The organism is Mycobacterium decipiens, assembly GCF_963853665.1.
GTDB classification, from domain to species: domain Bacteria; phylum Actinomycetota; class Actinomycetes; order Mycobacteriales; family Mycobacteriaceae; genus Mycobacterium; species Mycobacterium decipiens.
This window is the reverse complement of sequence record NZ_OY970459.1, coordinates 3,348,782-3,368,357: the sequence shown is the minus strand read 5'-3', so window position 1 is coordinate 3,368,357 and position 19,576 is coordinate 3,348,782. Positions and strand designations below refer to the sequence as shown.

The following is a 19,576-nucleotide window of genomic DNA, read 5'->3' as shown; positions in this document are numbered from 1 at the left end:
CGATCGCGACGCCGAATTGCTCAGCAACGGCTGCTTTTTGTCGCTGTTCACTGCTGGATCCAGGCTCTCGCCCGCCGAAGTGATGCGATGCGTCGCTGCTCGGTCGCCAAGGCTTGCAGGCGGTCTTAGTCGCTGTGCTCGTACAGTGCAGCGGCACTTCCGCCTGCGCAGGGCGGAACGTGCCGAGTGGATGCGCGGCCAGGCTGGCGGGGACCGCCGTGCTGTGCTTTCGCGCCATGATCACTCCTTGGGTATGCATTTCATAGGCCAAGAGCCGATGAAATGCATACTGGTGACTATCTGACGTGCGCCCCGTCGATCAAAATCCGGGCAAGGTGCGCGGCGGAGACGTCGGTGTGAACGGCGTTGGCGTCGGTGTCCCACTCGCATGATCCGGTCTCTGTTCGTCTTTTGTGGCGCGATCCAACACGGCGGCGACCTCGGTATGCACGCGTCCGCGTGGCATGTAGCGGCATGTGTCATCGAGACTTTGGCATGCCCGAGGTGCTCAAGACGTCGTGGCGCCGGCCTAACGGTGAGTTGCTTCCCCTGGTGCGGCCATTAAACTGCCGGGGATGCAACCGGGCCAGCTGCAGATCGATGTTGACCAGCTAGCAGCCACAGCCGGTCAATGGGGTGTGGGAAGCGCTGACCTCTACGGTCTGGAACCACCTTCACCGGGCCAGCCGTTTCAACCCACCACAGCCGCGGTGAGCGGTGCCCACGTAGCGGTTGACCTCGCCGCTGCGGCGCTTATTGCCCGCGCCCAAGCAACAACCGCGTCGGTAGCGGACGGTGCCGCGCGGTATGTCAGCAATGAAGCGACGGCGGCCGAGATGGCAGCCGTGCGATCAGGGTTGGTGTAGGTGGTGTCGACGCTTTCTCAAGTCCGGTCCTGGAGCACCGATCACCTGATCGAGGCCGCCACCTACTGGACCACGACCGCCGATCGTTGGGAAGACGTGTTTGTGCGGATGCGCAACCAATCCCACGCCCTCGTTTGGGAAGGTGCTGGCGGTGATGGGCTGCGCACCCGAACCGGTGCTGACCTCGCGGTCGTCAGCGCCAAAGCCGACCAACTACGCCAAGCCAGCAAGATCGCCCGCGACGGCGCGGGAACTATCGGCGCCACCCAACGCAGGGTCATCTATGCCATCGAGGACGCCCATAACGCGGGTTTCACTGTCGGAGAAGACTTCTCGGTCACCGATACCCGAATCGGCAACACCACCGGCGAACTGGCGGCTCGCCAAGCCCAGGGGCAAGCATTCGCCACCGAGATCCGCCAACGCGCAACACAACTCATCGGGCTCGAACACGAATTTGCCGCCAAAATCACCGCCGCGACAGCCGGAATCGCCGCCACCGTCTTCCCGGGCACACCGGGCATCGACGACGCCATCATCAGCGACGGCAAACGCGACGGTGGGGTCCAGGTGGTCGACCTTAAACGAGACGGCGCAACTAGCCCCCCGCCTCCGTTTGCGCCGTGGGACGCCCCCGATGAGCCGCCGGGGGCGGGCCTGAGTCCTCAGCTGCAGCAGATGCTCCTCGGCGGTGATCCAGCTAGTTTGACCGGCCAGGGCCTTGTGGACAACGTGCAACGGTTCGTGCAGTCGCTGCCCGAAAACGACCCCGGCACCGCGTGGTTACGCAGTCAGGTTGCCGATCTGCAGGCGCAGGTCGCCGATGTCGAGTACGCCCGCACCCATTGCAGTACTAGTGACTGGATCGACCGGACCGCCCGGTTCGCCTCGGGCGCCCTGGTCTTCGGTATCGGCGCGTTGACCGCAGAGACCGGTGCTGGGCTAGTGGCCGTCGGGGCCGGTGGTGTCAGTGCGGCCGTGGCGGGCGAGGGTCTGCTCCGATGCCTGGTAGGGAGCAAATGATGGACGTACTGGCTGCCGGGGTCGCGGCTGGCGCGCTCGTACTAGCGTTTTGGGGCGCCTGGCGCCCGCGCTACCGTGCGGCGTCCTACCTGGCGGCCGCTACCGTGGGGCTGGCGCTGATTGGGCTGCTGGTGGTGACCGGGCAAACATTGATGGCCATTTCGGTGGCATTTCTGTTGGCGCTGGGCCCTCCGTTGGTGGTGGTCAATCACCGCAGAGCTGAACGTAAGCGAAGTCGGATGAACGAAGAAGGGCTGTAGGTCGCGCTCATTCCCGTCAGCTACGGAAACGGCGAGCGTCGGACACCCGGAGGACCTGGAACGACGTGATTACCGCGCGGTCCGATTCGGCGGTGTGGAAGGTCGCCGATTTGTTGACCTGCCGCCCGGTCGTGAACGCTGTGCTACTGGCGCAGGAGCTGGGCATCGAGTCCACCAACGCTCACCGCTACCTCAACCCGCTCACCGAGGTGGGCGTCCTCGTCGAGACGACCAGCGGACCCCGCAACCGAGTGTGGCGTTGTGCTGAAGTGCTCGCCGCGCTCGACGCTTTCGCCGAACGCGCGGCCCGGAGAGGCTGACCGGCGTCGCCACCTTCGCGGCGCTACCGTTGCGGGCGTGACCGACCGGGTGGGTCGCGCTTCTCGATGAAGGCATCCATGCCTTCCCGTCCCTCTTGGTGGGCGAAGCTCGCGGCAATCACCCCCGACGCGAGCTCGTAGGCCTGCGCCACACCGAGATCCACCTGCGCATAGAAGGCACGCTTGCCGGCCGCGAGCTGCACCGGCGGCTTCTCGGCGAGCTGCCTTGCTAGCCTGTCGGTCTCCGCAACGAGATCTTCGGCCGGCACGACGCGGTTGACCAGCCCCCAGTCGAGTGCCTGGTGTGCATCCACCATGTCGCCCGTGAGCAGCATCTCCATCGCGCGCTTGCGCGATACATTGCGGCCGACCGCCACGCCCGGGGTCGAGCAGAAGAAGCCCCAGGTTACGCCGGGCGTGGTGAACTTCGCCGCCGCGGAGGTCACCGCCAGATCGCACTGCGCGACGAGCTGGCAACCGGCCGCCGCCGCTGCGCCCTGCACCCGGGCGATAACCGGCTGCGGCAGCGCCGTAATGGTCTGCATCATCGCGCTGCAGCGGTCAAACAACTCTTCGATCCTCGGCAGCTCCGTGAGCGCGCGGAGCTCCTTGAGGTCATGCCCGGCGCAGAAGCCCTTGCCCGCCGCGGCCAGGATGATGACCCGGATGCTGGCGTCGTCCATCAGCGAATCGAAAGCCTTCTGCAGCGCCTCGATCATCTCGGTGGTAAGGAGGTTCATCTGCAGTGGACGGTTCATCGTGAGCGTGCAGACGCCGCCGCGGTCTTCGCGCAGCAGAATCGACGGACCGTGTTGCCGGATCGCGCTCATGTCTGGATCGCCGTCGTGGATTTCGCCTTCTCGCGCAGCACGACCTTCTGGATCTTTCCGGTCGAGGTCTTCGGGAGCTCGCCGAACACCACCGCGCGCGGCGCCTTGAACGGGGCTAGATGCCGCCGACAGAACTCGATGATCTCTTTGTCGGTCAGCTGTGCGTCGGGCCTGGTTTCCACGAAGGCGCAGGGTGTTTCACCCCACTTCTCGTCGGGCATCGCCACGACTGCCGCGGCCAGCACCGCGGGATGACGGTAAAGCACGTCCTCAACCTCGAGCGACGAGATATTCTCGCCACCCGAGATGATGATGTCCTTGGACCGGTCCTTGATCTTGACGTAGCCGTCGGGCTGCCGCACCGCCAGGTCGCCGGAGTGGAACCAGCCGCCGCTGAACGCCTCACGCGTCGCCTCCGCGTTCTTCAGGTAGCCCTTCATGGTGATGTTGCCGCGAAACATGATCTCGCCCATGGTCTCGCCGTCGGCGGGCACCGGCTGCATTGTCTGCGGGTTCATCACCGCCAGCCCGTCCTCCATCAGGTAGCGCACGCCCTGTCGGCCGTTGAGCCGCGCGCGCTCGGAGACGTCGAGCGACTCCCACGCCTCATTTTTGGCGCAGACCGCCGCCGGCCCGTAGACCTCGGTCAGGCCGTAGACATGCGTGATGTCGAATCCCAGCCGTTCCATACCCTCGATCATCGCCGCCGGCGGCGGTGCGGCGGCGACCATGGCGTGCACCTTGTGATCGATGCCCTGCCTAAGCTCCTCGGGGGCGTTGATCAGCATAGAGTGCACGATCGGTGCGCCGCAGTAGTGCGTCACCTTCTCCGCCTTGATCAGCTCGAAGATCTTCTGCGCGTCGACCTTGCGCAGGCAGACGTTCGTCCCGGCGTTGGCCGCCATCGTCCAGGGGAAGGTCCAGCCGTTGCAATGGAACATCGGCAGCGTCCACAGGTAGACCGAATGCTGCGGCATGCTCCAGGTGACGATGTTGCACACGGCGTTGAGGTACGCGCCGCGGTGGTGGTAGACGACCCCCTTCGGATTGCCGGTGGTACCCGACGTGTAGTTGAGGGAGATCGCCTCCCATTCGTCTTCCGGCCAGCGCCACTCGAATTCGGGATCCCCGGTCGCCAGGAAGGCTTCATACTCCATGTCGCCCAGCCGCGTGCCGCCCTGCAACTCGGTGTCCTCAACGTCGATCACCGGAATTGACGGTTTGACCTTGTCGATCACGGGGGAGAACTCCGTGTCCGTGATCAGCAGCTTGGCTTCGCCGTGCTCGAGCATGAACGCGACGGCTTGCGGATCGAGCCGCGTGTTGAGGGCGTTGAGCACCGCGCCGCACATCGGAACACCGAAATGCGCCTCGTACATGGGCGGCGTATTGGGCAGCATCACCGCCACGGTGTCGCCAACGCCGACTCCGCACCGCGACAGCGCCGACGCGAGGCGCCGCGCCCGGGCGTACGTTTCCTGCCACGTGTAGCGCTGTGCGTTGTAGACCACCGACAGGCGGTGCGGATAGACGGCTGCAGCGCGCTCGATGAACGACAGCGGAGTCAACGGCACGAAGTTTGCCGGGGTCTTGTCGAGGTCCTGCTCGAATTTGGAACTGGCACGGCGCATTTCGTGCAGTATAGCCCTGGCGACTGGGCGTGCCACCTGGACGCGCACCGCGCGACGTTCGCTGGCGTGGCCTTGCCCTATACCCAACCGTGGCGTCCGGTCAGCGGGTTCGCGATCGCCGCGCTGGTGCTGGGCATCATGGGTCGTGCTGCCGGCCGTGATTTGCGGCATAAAGCCCCGCTACGAGTTTGCTGATATCGGCGCGCCACGATCCCGCCGCGGCCGATGGCCCGCCGTCATCCCCGGAGAGTCGGGCGGTTGTTCGACTCGCTTATGTTGTGGGCATGGCAGCTCGCGCCGTCCTGGTTACCCCTCTGTCCGGGCCGCTTGCCAGATTTGGGAAAGCAGGGGCAAGCGCCCTTGCTCTCTGGGCCGACCATTCGGAAGTAAGCCTGGAGGTCATCGACGCGTACCCTTCCGCGGCGTCCGCGATACGGGCCGCCGAGGCTAGCCGGCCCGACGTGGTGTTCGGGCCCTACGGTTCGGGGCCCGCACTTGCTGCCGTGGCCGCTAGCGAAGGGGTTGTCTGGAACCACGGCGGCGCTACCCTCCGGCTGGCTCGGCCGGCATATCCGCGTGTGGTCAACGTGGAGTCTCCCGCTTACCACTATCTCGCCGCAATCCTCGAAACCCTTGTCGCCGAGGGCCTTAATGAGGGGTCGGAGGTAGTGATGATGCACAGTGATACGGGATTCGGCCGCGAGGCGGCCGAAGGCGCGGTGATGACGGCGCGGCAGCTCGGTCTCCGGTGGCGGTCGGTCACTTTTCGGCCAGGCCGGGCGAGAGACGTGCTGGCGCAGGTTCCGGCGGGCGATGTGCTGTTGACGGCCGGCTCTTTCGACGATGATGTCGCCATCGCACAGTGGGACAGCGGACGCCGTTGGCGTGCAGTTGGATTGGTCGCGGCGGGGGTCGATGAACTCCGGCACGCCATCGGGGATCTTGTTGAGCGGCTTTACGGACCGTGCCAGTGGTTCGACGGGATAGACCATCCCGCGGACGGACCCGGCAGCGCGTGGTTCAGCCAGTGTTATCGGGATGCCAACGGTACTGAGCCGCCTTATCCGGCTGCTGCGGCGTTCGCCGCGGGTGTCGTTTGGCAGCGCTGCGTGAAGGAAGCCGGCACTGTTGAATCCGTGCCGGTCCTAGCGGCTGCACAACGACTCGATACCACTACCTTGTTCGGTCGGTTTCGTGTCGACCCGATCACTGGCGTGCAAACCGGTCACCAAATTCGCGTCGTTCAGTGGCGAGACGGACAGCGAGTGCTGGTTGATCGGCCACTTCGTCGAACGTGAGCGCCGCATCTCAGCGCCGCGACCGGGAGCGATTTTTGGCCGTTGGTCGATCGTGGGTAAGCCACACCACGGCCGGCTACTGCACGGCCGGAGGTGGTTTGAGCGTGCTAGGTTCTTCGATCCCGGTAGTGGGCCACAGGTCGATACGTAGTTGCTCAATCAGATCGCTAGGAGCCGTCCGGTCACGGATGTCTAGGGGCGGGCAGTTCATGTCATGGTTTTCTTGATTCTGGTGTTTCCGAATGGCGTCACCACCTCGGGCAGCAGCCCGCACCCGATATGTACCTGCGGGGATGCGCAAACACCGCAACGTTTCGTCCGGTTCAAAATCCTCTGGGTTCGTGAGCCTGGGGGGAGTGTCGAAGGTGACCGATACTTCCCCGATCGATTCCCACTGTTCACGATCCGCGGGCACCGGGCTGAGATGGGTACATAGCCGCAGCCCTACTCGGTGCAGGTCGCTCGAGCAGAGGAAGGCTACGGCCCCCGGGGTTGTCCCCACCAAACCGAGTGCATCGCCAGGCTTTCTCCCAGCCCAGACCCACTTTTTGAGATCACCCTCAAATGCCAGGTCACCCAATCCGATAAGCCAAAACTGCCCGTACCAAGGGTCGATCGCTCCGTAGTATTCGGCCTCGATCATGGCTGCTAGACCTTCACAAAGTACGCATCACCATCAAGGACATGGTTATCTTGGTAGAACTGACTGAGGTTGCCACCCCCGCGGCTGTTTTCCTCGACAGATACCCAGGCGATGCTGGTGTGGGCTCCGCCTTGGTAGGTGCTGGCGAACGGGTACTCGTCACAGCTGGGGTTCCTGATACTCAATGGTCGTGGTCCGAGTTCGCGCGTACGCGCAGTGCCGCACGCGGCCTCGCGGTTCCTTTTTATGGCCTGCTTATCGGCGAGTCGGGTTAGTGGTGTGGTTCCGGGCGCGCCGGGCAGTCCATGGGATTGGCCGGTTCGGATATTTTTGGTGAGGTCTCCCAGGCCAACCAGGCTGGTGATCGTCGGGGTGTAGGAAGTGTTGACACAACCCGGTTTTGACGTGAATTGATTGTCGCAGCGGTAGGTGGATGCAAAGGTTGTGGTGCCGATCTTGACCGGCTTGCCGTTTGGCGCAGTGAAAGTCGATACCACATGCAGATGGACTTGCTGTGTGTCGGGCTTACCGGTGAGGTCGACGGACCGGATCGATGGCGATTTGGTGTCTGCTGCGATAGGCACCACGATGTCTTGCGAGTCCTCAGGCGCGGTCGCCGGGGCAAATGTCATCTTGAGTGTGCCAACCGGTGTGCCGGTCGTTGTCAGCTGCCGCAGGCTCACATCGACTTTGATCGCTAATGACCTCGGGTCTAGCTGTACTGCGTAGTTCCGCTGATACACCGCCGAACTGAGCACTTTGGCTTGCTCATCGATGGTTTGCACGGTCAACTGCTGGCCGACGCAGATGGTGGTGCGGGACGAGCCGCTACCGCACTGAGACGGCATAGTGGTCGCTGCCGCTGTCTGTCCCTCCTGCGGCGTAGGCGCCGAGGTGAGGGGCCCTTCAACAACATTGGTTGTCAACGTGGCTCGGATGGCGGGGGCGGCCACCGCCAATGGGACACCACCAAGCCCAGCAGCGCAGGCCTGCATCACCGCAGCGATCAACGCTCCCGCATATCGCATACCGACTATCTCCCCCCAGCAAGCTGCCCAGTCAACGACTGGGCAGACTCGATCGAAGACAAGATACGCCCTCCGTGAGCAGAACGTGGGGATGAACCTCGGTGCGGCGGGGCGAAAGTGGGCGCACCTTCCCGAGGAACGATCTGAAGGTCCCGTAGCTCCGATCAAGACCGGGGTCGGCATTGGATTCACCTTCGCACCACAATCCCATCGAAAGTACCTCCGCCACAGTGTGTTCGAGGACCAAAGTCAAGCGCCGGGTCAGCGGATTTTCGCGGAACTGCCACCCTGCGGCATTGGCGCAACTTCCGGGAAGGGAGTGTCGATGTGTGCATCAGAAGAGTTCAAACACAAGGGGTTAGAGGAAAAGGTGGTGGCCGATCTCCTCAACCAAACGGCGACCAAAGCGGTGAGCAAACGGTGACTGATCACGATAGAGAACCAAGGATCGCCTGTGACGCGGGGCGGCCTGCGGCACCCGGGAGACACCATGGGCAAGGCGTTTCAGCCGGCCACGGCCTACCATCACCGACAATGCGGCGTGCGATGCGCCCTCTGCCAAGGCCTGCGCCACCTTGAATGGCTCGTCGCAGCGCTGGAGGCTCGCGATGGCCGCGCGGCAGGAGGTCGGCCACCGGCGCGGGTCGCTCGCCACGAACATTGCCACCGGGTCGATGGCTCAGGTCCGCTCTATGGCCCTGATATGAATTTGGCCTGCGCATAGCTCCGCCGCATGACGACGTGTCAACTGGGGCGATAAAATTTGCTACTCGGTGGTTTCTCGGACGGTCGCCGGGTCGTTCGGAGGTCGGGATGTTGTTCGTAATCGCGGCACCGGAATATGTGACGGCGGCGGCTTCGGATCTGGCGAATGTCGCTTCCAGCATCAGGGCGGCCAATGCGGCGGCGGCGGCCCCGACGACGACCGTGCCGGCCGCGGCCGGCGATGAAGTGTCCGCGGCCGTCGCGAGGATGTTCGGCGTGCACGGGCAGGCCTACCAGGCGATCAGCGCTCAGGCGGCGGCATTTCATCAGCAGTTTGTCCAGCTTCTGAATTCGGGTGCGAACTCCTACGCCATTGCCGAGGCCGCCAATGCCAGTTCTGTGCAGGAACTACTCAACATAGTGAACTCACCCTTCGAGGCGGTGCTGGGGCGTCCGCTCGTCGGCGACGGTGCCGACGGTACCCCGGGAACCGGCGCCAACGGCCAGAACGGGGGGGTGTTGTGGGGCAATGGCGGGAACGGCGGGTCGGGCGCACCCGGCCAAACCGGTGGGAACGGTGGGAGCGGCGGGTTCTTGTTCGGCAACGGCGGCGTCGGCGGAACCGGCGGGGCCATTGACAACGGCTTCGCCGGCAACGGCGGCAACGGCGGCCACGCCGCCGGACTTCTTGGCCACGGCGGCATCGGCGGGACCGGCGGGGCCTGTCCCAATGGCATCGCCGGCGACGGCGGCTTCGGCGGGGACGGCGGGATCGTGTTCGGCTACGGCGGCGCCGGAGGGGCCGGCGGGACCAGCAACGTCGTTGCCGGCTGGGGCGGCGCCGGCGGCTACGGCACCGGCCTGCTCTACGGCATGGGCGGCGTCGGCGGCGCCGGCGGGGCGGCCACCAGCAACATTGGGATCGCAGGCATCGGTGGGCTCGGGGGCAGCGGCAGCATCCTCTTCAACCTCATCGGCATCGGGGCCGACGGTGGTACCGGCGGGACCGCCGTCGGTCTCAACAACATCGGCGGCCAGGGCGGTCAGGGCGGCTACGCCGAGGGCCTGTTCTTCGGCCTCGGCGGCCACGGTGGGGCGGGCGGCGCCAACACCGGCGGCGGCACCGGCGGGGTCGGCGGATTCGGCGGCGACAGCGGTGCCTACTTCGGGATCGGCGGTGCCGGCGGCGACGGCGGGGCTGCCGATGCCGGTGGCCGTGGCGGTACCGGCGGCATCGGCGGCATCGGCGGCATTTTCTTCGGCCTCGGCGGCGCGGGCGGCAATGGCTACGGCGCGGCCGACTTGGCGTTCGGGGGTAACGGCAGTCAGGGCGGCTACGGTGGCATCCTCTTCGGCCTCGGCGGCGCCGGCGGCCATGGCGGCATCGGGGCGACCCCGGGCGTTGGCGGCCCCGGTGGTTTCGGTGGGTTACTCCTTTTCGGCCCGATCGGAGCAAGCGGGGTGACGCCAGCATGAACTCGGCCGATGGACGGCCCGCCGCGCGCGTTCCTGCACCGGGTGCAGACCGCTCAAAATTTTCCCCGCACGAATGAATTCAGGTGGTGCGAAAATGCACAAGGAAAGTATTGCCGCCACAATCGGTACAGTAATTATGGCAGTTGAATTTTCTACGGTTTCCGCCAACGCCGAACCCGCGCCACCTCCCGGACAGGACCCGTACATGCCGAATAGTGCGATGGGGTATTGCCCTGGTGGTGGATTCGGTGGCATTACCGGGTGGGGATATTGTGACGGAATCAAATACCCGGACGGTAGCTATTGGCATCAAGTGCGGGTACCAGCGCCGTTTGTTGGTACGACACTTACCTTGTCGTGTGTCCTTCATGACGGTGGTCCCGTGCCACCACTAGCTCCTCCTGGCTCTTGTGGCGGGGCCGCGTGAGATCGAGTTGAAATTCTGCCGGAACTGAACGAGGCGGTACGAAAATGCGGTGTTTCGGCTGATGCTTGACAGCTGCTTCGTCTTCGGTTGACTTCGTCCCTCGACGCACATCAGGCCTTGGTGCCGCGAGTGCATGGACGCAGGCGCCGCGTCGCTGCGCGTTGGCCACGTTGCGCCGATTCGGGAGCCCGCCGATGTTCGAAACGGCACTTGCCAGCAGGAATCGCAGGGGCGCAACGATTTTGCGCGCTGATCACGGCTGCGGCGTTCACGTCGTGAAGCGGTGGGGAGAACATCCGCGGTATTGGCTAGCTGTGACCAAATCTTGTCAAAGACTTGATCACGCCGCCGGCGCGCGCTTGCACACCCGCCCGCCATGGCACCCCTAACATCGTCGACACGACAACGACAGTTTGGCCATCTCAGAGGGTGATAGAGGCGATGCGAGCAGGTGTTCGGTCTGTTCTGGTGGTGATCGGGATCGCTGCGACAGTGGTCGCGGGGCCAGGTGACGTGCGTCTGGCAGCGCTGAGCCGGTCGCAGGGCTACTTTGCCATCGCATCGGTCCTACCCACGCGGGGCGAGGTAGTGGGTGTCGCGCACCCCGTGGTGGTGACGTTCAGAGCGCCCATAACCAACTCAGCCGACCGGCACGCGGCCGAACGCGCCGTTGACGTCAAATCCGCACCCACGATGACCGGCAAGTATCAGTGGCTCGACAACGACGTCGTGCAGTGGGTTCCGGACCGATACTGGCCGGCGCACAGCACGGTGGCGCTGTCGGTGGGCGGTCGGTCCACCGACTTCAAAACCGGTGCAGAGGTCATCGGTGTTGCCGATATCTCAAATCACACGTTCACCGTGACCATCGACGGAGTCCAGGCGGAACCGCCGCCTCGACTACCAGCGCCGCACCACCGGCCTCACTTTGGAGAAGAAGGGGTGATCCCCGCCTCGATGGGGAGGGCGGATTTCCCGACGCCGGTCGGCTCCTACACCGTCCTGTCCAAAGACCGCTCGGTGATTATGGATTCGAGCAGCGTCGGCATCCCCGTCGACGATCCCGATGGTTACCGGCTTCCGGTGGATTACGCCGTCCGTATCACCAGCCGTGGCCTCTATGTGCATTCGGCTCCGTGGGCGACACGATCAATGGGGGTTGAGAATATCAGCCATGGCTGTATCAGCCTGAGCCCCGCCGACGCCGAGTGGTACTTCGACACGGTCAAAGTCGGTGATCCGGTAATCGTGCAGGAAGGGGTTCCGCCGCCAGAAAAGTCGGCCGATCCTGACCCCGTGCTGCCTGCCCCTGCGCTTCCGGACCCTGTGGTTCCTGACCGTGCGGGTCCTGACCCCGTGCACACAGGTCTGTGACCCCGACGACAGCATTGTTTGACCCCGCGTCATTGGTCGGCCTGTCCCTCTGGGCGCCCACGAACGCGCGGAACGACCGGTACGAAGGCTCGCTCGTCAATATCGTTGTCGATTATGAGAGCGGTGCCCGCACGCGCCTCACGCCAGAGTCCGGGCAGGCCGGTGAGCGGTTCCGACACGACCACCGTCGTGTCGTCGCCAAAGTGCAACGGGCGCTCCTCTTCTGGGTAGAGCATGCGGACCGAGACGGGCACCTTCGCTGACGAACAGCGTGTTGGCCTGGCCGCCGCTGGCATATCGGGCTGCGTAAAGGCACCCTCCTGGCAACGGTCGATTCATGGTGTCACGGGCGGCACGCTGCTTCTCGAATCAGCTTGTGCACGAACCCGAGCTTGCGGATCACCGGCGGCGGGATCTCAAACGGGTAGAGCGGGTTTTTCCCCATTGAGGTGTTCACCCGGTTGAAGAACAGCGACAACCACTTCCAGTCATACAGCAGCCGTTCGATCGGGGCGTCGTCGTAGGACTCGAGCGGGGCAATGTCACGGGGAAGTGAAAACCGTACCCGGTCGGCCTGCACCACTATTCCCGACTCTCGGGTGGTCTCGATGGTGTCGGTGATGTGCAGGTAGTGCGCGAAGCACTCGGCGAAGTCCTCCCAGGGGTGCATGGTCGCGTACTCAGAGATGAAGGACTGACGCCAGTTCGCCGGCGCACCGAATTTGTAATGGCGTGCGATCTCGGCCTGATAGTCGGCGCGCTCGTCGCCGAACAGCTCCCGCCACTCGTGGAGATAGCGAGTGGCGCCAGGATCGTTTTCCACCAGGATGTTCTGGTAGTAGTGGCCGATCTCGTGGCGGAAGTGGCCGAGCACGGTGCGATAGGGCTCCCCGAGGCTAACCCGCAGCGACTCGCGGTAGTCGTCCAGCGATTCGACCAAGTCGATGGTGATGACCCCACCGGCATGCCCGATCAGCACCCGCTCGCCGCCGCTGTAACTGGACACCAGGTCGAAAGCAACGCCGCCGTCACGGCGCCAGAACGGCTCGACCGGCAGACCGATGTCGATGAGCTGATAGGTCAACCGCCGTAGCGCAGTCGTCGTAGCCGCCAACTTTTCCACGGCGATCGTGTCGTCGGCGTCGGGTTCGCGGCGCACCAACGAATCGGCCAGACAGCGCCCCCGCTGGTCCTTGAACTCCTGCTCGTCGGGCACCAACCAGTTGCAGCCCAGGCTGGCCGCCCTCGTACACGCGATCCAGCGCTGGCCATCGATGACCGCACTGCCCGACGAGGTCGCCACCATCGTGCGAGTTGGAACGTGTAATCCCAACTCTGCGAGGCAGTTCGGGCATCGGCGCGACTCGAAAGGTGCGAAACCGTGGCACACCGGGCAGGCGAACGCGCGCACGGTGTCATGGTGGCACATGGGATGCCCGCTGGGTACTGTGCTCGGGCGATCACACCGAGGGCTGGTTATCTGGCGGATTCGCCGACGCGAAGGCCGCTCACTTGTGAAGATGGTCGGGTAATTGGTGCTGCGAGTCGAGGGGATATCGCAATGTCGTTTGTGTTCGCAGCGCCGGACATGGTGACGGCCGCGGCCGGGAATTTGGCGGGTATCGGCTTGACGCTCGAACAGGCGACCGCAGCGGCGGCCGGTCCCACAACCAGCGTCACGGCCGCGGCCGCCGATGACGTGTCGATCGCCATCTCGGAGACATTCGGCACCTACGGCAAGCAATTTCAGGCATACAGCGCCCGAGCGGCGGCATTTCACACCGAATTTGTCGGTCTGTTGAACGGCGGCGCGGCGGCATACCTCGACACCGAGGTCGCCAACGTCGGGCAGAGCCTAGCGAAGTCGGCGAATGCGCCCGCTCCCACCGGCGCGGCCGCGGTCGCCGCCCCCCTGCTCGGCGGCTTGAACTCGGCCCCCAACGAATTGAGCTCGATCACTGGCGGCGGGCCGGTGGGCCAGATCCTCAACGGTGCCCGCCAAGAACTCGGCGCTGTGGTATCCGCTCTAGGCGGCGGCGGGGGCGGGCTCCTGCCGGGGCTGTTCGGGCCCGGCCCGTTCGCTCCCACTACCGGCGCGCCCGCTCCCGCCGGCGGTCCGTGGCAAACCCTCTTCGCCACTACGGGCGCCAATCTGCAAACCATCTACAGCAACTGGGCTGCCCACCCGTTCCCGGTTCTGCAGCAGGTGATCGCGAACCAGACCGGTTACGCGCAGAGCATCGGCAATGAGTTCGCTGCCGCCGTGCAGGACCTCCCCACCACGGTGGCGAACTTGCCAACGAACATCCAACTTGCCATCCAGAACGCTGCGGCGTTCCCGGCTGCGGTGCAGGCGTACGTCGTGAAGCAAGCTGGCTACGGCCAGGCAATCATCACGTCGCTGCAGAACGCGAGCGCGGAGTTACCGCAGACATTGCCGACCTTCTGGGCCGACCTCGAGAAGGCCAACCAAGCGCTGATGATGGGCGACTATCACGGCGCGGTGCACTACCTTCCACAAGCGACGGTGGATCTCTTCGTCAGCGGGATCAACATCAACAACTTGTCGGAGATCAACGTGGAGGGCCCGGCGGGCGAGCTACTGCCGCTGATGTCCCTCCCGGCGCAGATGCAGCAGGACCTCATCGACCTGCTTCCCTCGGGCGCCATTCTGACGCAGATCGTGCAGAACGGATTCAACGCGGTCAACACGGTCACGGACTCGATAGGGCTTGCGGTGGTTGGTCCGCCGATCGCCACATTGGACGGGCTCGCGACGGGCCTGACGGTGTTGGACGCCGCGATGCAGACCGGAGATGGTGTGGGGGCCATCGGCGCCCTCATTGATATGCCGGCTTACGTGTTGAACGGCTTCCTCAATGGCGTGACCGTCGTTGAGTTGAGGATACCGGTGAGCGCGACGGTCACTATCCCGTTGATCCCCCCGCTGCCCCCTATCGTCATCGGCGCCAACACACCGGTCCTGGTCCGTATGCCCTTCGTCGGGATTCTCGCTCCGCCGCAACCGATTACGGCGACCATAGAAGTGCCCGGCCTTGGGACCCCCGCCCCGCTCGACATCACCGTTCCCGGAATGCAAGTCGCGGGTGTCGTTCCCACGCTGGTGAACGTCATACCCGCACAGGTCGCTGAAGCGATATCACCCGAATAGTCGACCTTTGAGCATCTAATGCTGCAGGAGTTCGTCGCCGACGCCGAGGTGCTGCAGGAGATCTGCCATCGGTACGCGGCGATCAACCGGCGCGAGGCGATTCAGCCGGCGTGTGACGCGATCCTTGGCGTGGTGGAAAACCGGATCACGCGCCTGGCCTAACCAACCGGCAAACATTGACAGTGTCAGTATGACAGTGTCAATATCGAGCCATGGCCGAACAGGCGTCCTGGACCCTGGACGAGCTGGTGCGGCGGGTTGCCGCCGGGCTGGCCGCTCCCGGCTACCCGGGAGCGCCCAACGGACGCGTCCGGGAGCTGCCCGATCGGCGGGTGGTGCGGTGGTATACGACGACCGGACTCGTCGACCGGCCGGCGCTGCGGGGGCGCACGGCGTTATACGGCACCCGGCACCTACTGCAGATCGTCGCGGTCAAACGCCGCCAGGCCGAAGGCCGCTCGCTCGCCGAGATCCAGGCCGAATTGGCCGGAGCGACCGACAAAACATTGCGCCGGGTCGCCGCCGTCCCCGACGAAGTCATCGCGGCCGAGCCGGCGCAGGAGCTACCAGCGGCGGCGCGCCGGAGCCGCTTCTGGGCCGATCCTCCAGGTGCCGCCGAACCGGTGGCGAACGGCGGCGGCGCCGACACCGTCACCAAGCTGACCGCCGTAAGTTTGCCCGGCGGGGCACTGCTAATGCTGCCTGTCGATCACCGCGGCCGACCCGACGAAGGCGACATCCACGCGATCCGTACGGCCGCTCGGCCACTGCTCGACCTGCTGGCCGACCGTGGCTTGCTGTCCCTCGATGAACGGAGCCCATCATGACCGTGCGGATCACGCCGATGACCGACGCGGAGGCGACCAGTCCCGCCGCCGCGGACGACGAGGCTGCCCTGGGTGCGCTGCGCACCGAGCGGGGCAATCTGCCACTCGATCGGATCGACGTGCGGGTGGACATCGCGGGCCTCACCAGCCGGGTCGAGCTGACGCAGCAGTTCGTCAACGCCTGTGATGAATCCCTGGAAGCCACCTACGTGTTTCCACTGCCCGATCGGTGCGCGGTCACGCGAATGCGGATAGCCGCCGACGGGCGGGTCCTGGACGCCGAGCTCCGGGAGCGGGAGGCTGCCCGCCGAACCTATGACCAGGCCATCGCGTCGGGCCGGCGAGCCTGTGTCATCGAGGAGGAGCGGCCGGACGTATTTACCATGCGGGTTGGCAACATCTTGCCCGGTCAGCGGGTCAGTGTCGCGCTCACGCTGGTCAACCCGCTGGCCTACGCGGATGGCGAGGCGACGTTCCGCTTCCCGCTTACCGTTGCGCCGCGGTATATCCCGGGCAGCCCCCTTACCGATGCCGCGGTCGGCGACGGCTACGCCGACGACACGGACGCGGTCCCCGACGCGTCGCGCATCACCCCGCCGGTGCTGCTGGCCGGCTTCGCGCGTCCGGTTCCACTGGCCATCGACGTCGGCATCGACCCGGCCGGTCTCACCCTGTCGGAGGTGCGGTCAAACCTGCACGCGGTGGCGACTGACGACGGTCGGATACGGGTAGAACCCGGTGCGCGGGCCAACCGGGATTTCGTCCTGCGGCTCCGCTACGGCGCGCAAGACCTCACCGACTCGCTCGTGCTGGTTCCCGATGCGGACGGCGACGAGGGGACCTATCAGCTCACCGTGCTGCCGCCGGCATCAACTGCGCCGCCGCGCCCCCGTGACCTGGTGCTGGTGCTGGACCGCTCCAGCAGCATGGCCGGGTGGAAGATGGCGGCCGCGCGCCGCGCCGCCGCGCGCATCGTGGACACGCTCACCAGCGATGACCGGTTGGCGGTGCTGACCTTCGACGACCGGATCGAGGGCCCCGCGGGTCTGCCCGATGGGTTGGTCGAGGCCAGCGATCGGCATCGCTTTCGGGCGGTCGAGCACCTCGCTCGCGTCGACGCACGGGGCGACACCGAAATGCTCGCGCCATTGCGGCACGCCCTCGCCCTATTGCGCGCGCGGGATCCACACGTCCGGGACACCCGTGACGCCGTGCTCATTCTGGTCACCGACGGGCAGGTCGGCAACGAGGACCAGCTCCTGCGGGAGCTATCCGGCGACCTGCACCGAGCCCGGGTGTACACGATCGGCATTGACCAGGTCGTCAACGCCGGATTTCTGGACCGCCTTGCCACCGTCGGTGGGGGGCGCTGCGAGCTGATCGAAAGCGAGGACCGCCTCGATGACGCAATGCGCGCCATTCTTCGTCGCATCGGCGCACCTCTCGCATACTCGCTGGCCCTGCGCGCCGAAGGGCTGGCGACCATCGAGGACACCGCCAGCCCGGCTCGGCTGCCCGACCTGGTCCCCGGGGTGCCGCTGGTGGTGACTGGGCGGTATCGGGGAAGCGCGACCGGCTCGCTCGCCTTGAGCGGCACGACGCGCGAGGGTGCCGACTGGTCGGCCACGGTCACCGGACAGCGCCGCGCGGCGCCGGCGGTGACGGCGCAGTGGGCCCGAGCCCACCTGCGCGACCTCGAGGATCGCTTGGCGTCGGGCGGTTCCAGGGCGGATTTGGAGCAGCGGATCGTCGACACGTCACTGCGGTTCGGCGTGTTGTGCAGGTTCACCGCATACGTCGCCCTCGACGGCCGGGTGGTGGCCGCGGGCGTGCTGCAGCACCGGGTGATGCAACCCGTCGAGACGCCGATCCCCGCGCCGCAGTCCCAGCGCGGTGACCGCCGGCCGCCGCAGGCGCGAATGGTCAAGCTACGCAATGTAGTTGCGGTTGGGCTGGTCAGCGCGTTGCTGGTCGGCGTCGGCTGGATGTGGTCGCTCAGTCGGGACGGTTTGTCCGCCTCGACGCGCGATCAAGTAGTGGCGGGCAAGCCAGAAACGGCGGATGCAAGCAGCGGTCTCGAGACGAAGGGCGGGGTTGGCGAGAACACGCTCGCGGCACCGCAGGCACCATTACCAAAGGCCCCTCCGGACCGTACCTACCAACGCGACGTCGTCACCACCGGATCGCTGCAGATGGTCGTTGCCGACCCCACCCAGGCGGCCGACCAGCTCGTCTCCGCGGTCACCGCTGCCGGCGGGCGAGTGGACGCGCGATCGGAGCGTTCTGGGGCCTCCTCGACGTCATCGCCGACGGTCAACCTGGTGGTGCGGATTCCCGCGGACAAGCTCGACGGTGTCCTGGCTGGCGCCAAGAAGCTCGGGGTCGTTGAGTCGATGTCGATCGGTCACACCGACGTCACTTCGCAGCGCGTCGACCTCGATGCCCGTATCGATGCACTACAAACCTCGGTCAAACGACTGCTGGAGCTGATGGGCCGGGCGGGTAGCGTCGCCGACCTGCTCGCCGCGGAGTCGTCACTGACCCAACGGCAGGCCGAGTTGGACTCGTTGCGGGCACAGCGCGCCGCTCTTGGCGACGAGATTGCTTATGCGACAATCAATGTCAGGCTCTCAGCCGAACCGGCGGTGACCCGCGGCGGTTTCCTGGGTGCGCTTGCAAGCGGGTGGCAGTCGTTGATGTCCACCGTGCATGGCGTGGTGCTGGGGGTTGGTTTCCTGCTGCCGTGGCTACCGGCGTTGGCCGTGCTGGTCGTGGTGGTCATCTGGCTGGTGCGCCGCAAGTCGTCCAGCTAGATGTCGCGAAAGAGGCGTCGCGCGTTGTCGATTGTCGCTATCGTCGCGCTGGTGGCGTCGGGCGTGCTGGCATTCATATGGTCGCAGCAGCGTCGGCTGATCTACTTCCCATCGCCGGGTCCGGTGCCGCACGCTTCCTCCGTTCTGCCCGCCGGCCGCGACGTCGTGGTCGAAACACCCGATGGAATGCGCTTGGGCGCCTGGTATTTCCCGCGTGCTTCGGGCGGTAGCGGGCCCGCGGTGCTGGTGTGCAATGGCAACGCCGGCGACCGGTCGATGCGTGCGGGGCTGGCCGTCGCGCTGAATCGCATGGGTTTATCGGTGTTGTTGTTTGACTATCGCGGGTATGGCGGTAACCCGGGTCGGCCGTCGGAGCAGGGGCTGGCGGCCGACGCTGGGGCCGCGCGGGAGTGGCTGGCCGGCCAGGCCGACGTTGACCCCAAACGAATCGCATATTTTGGCGAATCCCTCGGCGCGGCGGTGGCCGTCGCGCTGGCCGTGCAGCGGGCCCCGGCGGCGCTTGTGTTGCGTTCGCCGTTCACGTCGCTGGCCGATGTGGGCGCGGTGCACTACCCGTGGCTGCCGGTGCGCCGGTTGCTGCTGGACCGCTACCCGTCGGTCGAGCGCATCGCCTCAGTAGACGCGCCGGTACTGGTCATCGCCGGCAGCGGCGACGACATCGTCCCCGCCGCGCTCAGCGAGCGGCTGGTCGAAGCGGCCGGCGAGCCCAAGCGCTACGTCGTGGTTCCCGGTGTGGGCCACAACGACCCAGAACTGCTCGACGGACGGGAGCTGCTCGATGCGATCCGGGGTTTCTTGGCGGAGACGCCGGTGCTTGGACACTGAACACGGATGCGTCGGCGCGGCCCAGCGACCAGGGGAG

Annotated in this window: 18 protein-coding genes and 2 pseudogenes; 14 read left to right on the top strand and 6 right to left on the bottom strand. The window is 65.7% G+C overall.

The window, feature by feature from the left end:
• Positions 1 to 575: 575 nt before the first annotated feature.
• The 4 genes and pseudogenes from AADZ55_RS14865 (at position 576) to AADZ55_RS14850 (ending at position 2,469) form a co-directional block, all read left to right on the top strand.
• Positions 576 to 866, top strand: coding sequence for a hypothetical protein (locus AADZ55_RS14865; RefSeq protein ID WP_085327072.1), 291 nt, complete (start codon positions 576 to 578; stop codon positions 864 to 866).
• 369 nt (positions 867 to 1,235) lie between these two features.
• Positions 1,236 to 1,889 (top strand): annotated as a pseudogene (locus tag AADZ55_RS14860) (hypothetical protein); the annotation flags it as partial.
• Entirely contained in the window at positions 1,886 to 2,149 is a 264-nt protein-coding gene (locus AADZ55_RS14855; RefSeq protein ID WP_085327070.1) for a hypothetical protein, read from the top strand. The pseudogene AADZ55_RS14860 and the gene AADZ55_RS14855, both read left to right, overlap by 4 nt.
• Before the next feature lie 65 nt (positions 2,150 to 2,214).
• Positions 2,215 to 2,469, top strand: a complete 255-nt coding sequence (locus AADZ55_RS14850; RefSeq protein WP_207569155.1) for a hypothetical protein — start codon at positions 2,215 to 2,217, stop codon at positions 2,467 to 2,469.
• A 23-nt stretch (positions 2,470 to 2,492) separates the two neighbouring features.
• On the opposite strand, the gene AADZ55_RS14845 is transcribed toward AADZ55_RS14850, so the two are convergent.
• Together AADZ55_RS14845 and AADZ55_RS14840 are read right to left on the bottom strand one after the other, a co-directional pair.
• On the bottom strand, positions 2,493 to 3,299 hold the full coding sequence (locus tag AADZ55_RS14845; RefSeq protein ID WP_085327069.1) for an enoyl-CoA hydratase: 807 nt from the start codon (positions 3,297 to 3,299) through the stop codon (positions 2,493 to 2,495).
• The gene (locus tag AADZ55_RS14840) at positions 3,296 to 4,930 is read right to left on the bottom strand and encodes an acyl-CoA synthetase (protein WP_085327082.1); all 1,635 of its coding nucleotides are present in this window, start codon (positions 4,928 to 4,930) and stop codon (positions 3,296 to 3,298) included. The genes AADZ55_RS14845 and AADZ55_RS14840 overlap by 4 nt, the downstream gene beginning before the upstream one ends.
• 3 nt (positions 4,931 to 4,933) lie before the next feature.
• On the opposite strand from AADZ55_RS14840, the gene AADZ55_RS14835 reads away from it, so the two are divergent.
• Both AADZ55_RS14835 and AADZ55_RS14830 read left to right on the top strand, forming a co-directional pair.
• Positions 4,934 to 5,125, top strand: a complete 192-nt coding sequence (locus AADZ55_RS14835) for a hypothetical protein (RefSeq protein ID WP_133056455.1) — start codon at positions 4,934 to 4,936, stop codon at positions 5,123 to 5,125.
• 89 nt (positions 5,126 to 5,214) lie between these two features.
• Positions 5,215 to 6,228: an ABC transporter substrate-binding protein gene (locus AADZ55_RS14830; RefSeq protein WP_085327068.1), complete on the top strand. Its 1,014-nt coding sequence runs from the start codon at positions 5,215 to 5,217 to the stop codon at positions 6,226 to 6,228.
• Between the two features lie 76 nt (positions 6,229 to 6,304).
• Here AADZ55_RS14830 and AADZ55_RS14825 read toward each other — a convergent pair whose 3' ends face one another.
• Both AADZ55_RS14825 and AADZ55_RS14820 read right to left on the bottom strand, forming a co-directional pair.
• Complete coding sequence (locus tag AADZ55_RS14825) at positions 6,305 to 6,871, bottom strand: hypothetical protein (RefSeq protein ID WP_085327067.1); 567 nt, start codon at positions 6,869 to 6,871, stop codon at positions 6,305 to 6,307.
• Between the two features lie 5 nt (positions 6,872 to 6,876).
• Entirely contained in the window at positions 6,877 to 7,899 is a 1,023-nt protein-coding gene (locus AADZ55_RS14820; protein ID WP_165759447.1) for a NucA/NucB deoxyribonuclease domain-containing protein, read from the bottom strand.
• Positions 7,900 to 8,712: 813 nt separating this feature from the next.
• Here AADZ55_RS14820 and AADZ55_RS14815 point away from each other — a divergent pair.
• The 3 genes from AADZ55_RS14815 (at position 8,713) to AADZ55_RS14805 (ending at position 11,881) form a co-directional block, all read left to right on the top strand.
• Positions 8,713 to 10,080, top strand: a complete 1,368-nt coding sequence (locus tag AADZ55_RS14815; protein WP_085327064.1) for a PE family protein — start codon at positions 8,713 to 8,715, stop codon at positions 10,078 to 10,080.
• A 73-nt stretch (positions 10,081 to 10,153) separates the two neighbouring features.
• Positions 10,154 to 10,507: a hypothetical protein gene (locus AADZ55_RS14810; protein ID WP_085327063.1), complete on the top strand. Its 354-nt coding sequence runs from the start codon at positions 10,154 to 10,156 to the stop codon at positions 10,505 to 10,507.
• Between the two features lie 441 nt (positions 10,508 to 10,948).
• Complete coding sequence (locus tag AADZ55_RS14805; RefSeq protein ID WP_085327081.1) at positions 10,949 to 11,881, top strand: L,D-transpeptidase; 933 nt, start codon at positions 10,949 to 10,951, stop codon at positions 11,879 to 11,881.
• 29 nt (positions 11,882 to 11,910) lie between these two features.
• Here the strand turns inward: AADZ55_RS14805 and AADZ55_RS14800 are convergent, their stop codons facing one another.
• Positions 11,911 to 12,135: a hypothetical protein gene (locus tag AADZ55_RS14800; RefSeq protein WP_133056454.1), complete on the bottom strand. Its 225-nt coding sequence runs from the start codon at positions 12,133 to 12,135 to the stop codon at positions 11,911 to 11,913.
• An 89-nt stretch (positions 12,136 to 12,224) separates the two neighbouring features.
• Entirely contained in the window at positions 12,225 to 13,292 is a 1,068-nt protein-coding gene (locus tag AADZ55_RS14795; protein ID WP_085327080.1) for a zinc-binding metallopeptidase family protein, read from the bottom strand.
• Between the two features lie 150 nt (positions 13,293 to 13,442).
• Between AADZ55_RS14795 and AADZ55_RS14790 the strand changes: the two genes are divergently transcribed.
• The 5 genes and pseudogenes from AADZ55_RS14790 to AADZ55_RS14770 all read left to right on the top strand — a co-directional run bounded on the left by AADZ55_RS14790 (position 13,443) and on the right by AADZ55_RS14770 (position 19,539).
• On the top strand, positions 13,443 to 15,053 hold the full coding sequence (locus AADZ55_RS14790) for a PE family protein (protein WP_085327061.1): 1,611 nt from the start codon (positions 13,443 to 13,445) through the stop codon (positions 15,051 to 15,053).
• A 24-nt stretch (positions 15,054 to 15,077) separates the two neighbouring features.
• Positions 15,078 to 15,191, top strand: a pseudogene (locus tag AADZ55_RS14785) (VapC toxin family PIN domain ribonuclease); the annotation flags it as partial.
• A 74-nt stretch (positions 15,192 to 15,265) separates the two neighbouring features.
• On the top strand, positions 15,266 to 15,880 hold the full coding sequence (locus tag AADZ55_RS14780) for a MerR family transcriptional regulator (protein ID WP_085327060.1): 615 nt from the start codon (positions 15,266 to 15,268) through the stop codon (positions 15,878 to 15,880).
• Positions 15,877 to 18,693, top strand: a complete 2,817-nt coding sequence (locus AADZ55_RS14775) for a DUF4349 domain-containing protein (RefSeq protein WP_085327059.1) — start codon at positions 15,877 to 15,879, stop codon at positions 18,691 to 18,693. Before AADZ55_RS14780 ends, AADZ55_RS14775 begins: the two co-directional genes overlap by 4 nt.
• A complete protein-coding gene (locus AADZ55_RS14770; RefSeq protein WP_085327058.1) occupies positions 18,694 to 19,539 on the top strand; it encodes an alpha/beta hydrolase in 846 nt (281 codons plus the stop codon).
• The last annotated feature ends 37 nt before the right edge of the window (positions 19,540 to 19,576 follow it).

Coding starts and splice junctions, on each gene's coding strand:
- AADZ55_RS14865 (WP_085327072.1), top strand. CDS start 576: ATGCAACCGGGCCAGCTGCAGATCGATGTTGACCAGCTAGCAGCCACA.
- AADZ55_RS14855 (WP_085327070.1), top strand. CDS start 1,886: ATGATGGACGTACTGGCTGCCGGGGTCGCGGCTGGCGCGCTCGTACTA.
- AADZ55_RS14845 (WP_085327069.1), bottom strand. CDS start 3,299: ATGAGCGCGATCCGGCAACACGGTCCGTCGATTCTGCTGCGCGAAGAC.
- AADZ55_RS14840 (WP_085327082.1), bottom strand. CDS start 4,930: ATGCGCCGTGCCAGTTCCAAATTCGAGCAGGACCTCGACAAGACCCCG.
- AADZ55_RS14830 (WP_085327068.1), top strand. CDS start 5,215: ATGGCAGCTCGCGCCGTCCTGGTTACCCCTCTGTCCGGGCCGCTTGCC.
- AADZ55_RS14825 (WP_085327067.1), bottom strand. CDS start 6,871: ATGATCGAGGCCGAATACTACGGAGCGATCGACCCTTGGTACGGGCAG.
- AADZ55_RS14820 (WP_165759447.1), bottom strand. CDS start 7,899: ATGCGATATGCGGGAGCGTTGATCGCTGCGGTGATGCAGGCCTGCGCT.
- AADZ55_RS14815 (WP_085327064.1), top strand. CDS start 8,713: ATGTTGTTCGTAATCGCGGCACCGGAATATGTGACGGCGGCGGCTTCG.
- AADZ55_RS14810 (WP_085327063.1), top strand. CDS start 10,154: ATGAATTCAGGTGGTGCGAAAATGCACAAGGAAAGTATTGCCGCCACA.
- AADZ55_RS14805 (WP_085327081.1), top strand. CDS start 10,949: ATGCGAGCAGGTGTTCGGTCTGTTCTGGTGGTGATCGGGATCGCTGCG.
- AADZ55_RS14790 (WP_085327061.1), top strand. CDS start 13,443: ATGTCGTTTGTGTTCGCAGCGCCGGACATGGTGACGGCCGCGGCCGGG.
- AADZ55_RS14780 (WP_085327060.1), top strand. CDS start 15,266: ATGGCCGAACAGGCGTCCTGGACCCTGGACGAGCTGGTGCGGCGGGTT.
- AADZ55_RS14775 (WP_085327059.1), top strand. CDS start 15,877: ATGACCGTGCGGATCACGCCGATGACCGACGCGGAGGCGACCAGTCCC.
- AADZ55_RS14770 (WP_085327058.1), top strand. CDS start 18,694: ATGTCGCGAAAGAGGCGTCGCGCGTTGTCGATTGTCGCTATCGTCGCG.